Consider the following 644-nt stretch of genomic DNA (forward strand, 5'->3'; position numbering starts at 1 on the left):
ATAATAATCAACACTGCTTATATTGGAACAAGTTATGAGTGCTAAACTAAAAATAATGCTTTCTATTATGGGGCTAACAGTCATGTTAATCATGACGACAAGCTTTTTAAGCTGGAAGAATTTCGAGACTTCGTCGACCGTAAGTTATAAAAAACAGTTGGGATATAAATCTCAACTTATCGCAGATACTATCGGACAGAAAATTAATCGCTACTTTGATATTTTGAAAGTAGTGAGCAATGAGCTGTCTTTCGATGAGCGTGGTCAAGTCGACACATCACGAGCAATCACAACGCTCCATAGTGCCATGAGCTCAACCAAGGTTACTAACATCTACTTTTCTCTAGCGGATGGTACTTCCTACTCGTCAAAAACCAATGGCATCATCGAAAACTTTAATGCCAAAACCAAACAACGCGAATGGTTTTTGAAAGCAATGAGTGGCGAGGACAAAATCATTACTCGTCCTTACCTGGCGTCAACCGGTGACCAAGTAATGTCTCTAGCAACGCCTATCTACAAACAAGGCAAGATTGTCGGCGTTGTTGCTCTAAACATCCTGGTTGAAGACCTGACCAGATTCACCGAGCATCTCACCACAAATAATAAAATCTTCGTCACTCGTGAAGATGGCTTTATCTTAG

Annotated in this window: 1 protein-coding gene; it reads left to right on the forward strand. The window is 40.2% G+C overall.

The genetic code is table 11. The annotated features are described in order from the left end of the window. Window positions 1-34: 34 nt before the first annotated feature. A partial coding sequence (locus BCT81_RS08340; RefSeq protein WP_198596858.1) for a cache domain-containing protein occupies window positions 35-644 on the forward strand: 610 nt, incomplete at its 3' end.

Origin of the sequence: Vibrio sp. 10N.261.52.A1 (assembly GCF_002876325.1) — a bacterium.
Taxonomy (GTDB): domain Bacteria; phylum Pseudomonadota; class Gammaproteobacteria; order Enterobacterales; family Vibrionaceae; genus Vibrio; species Vibrio chagasii.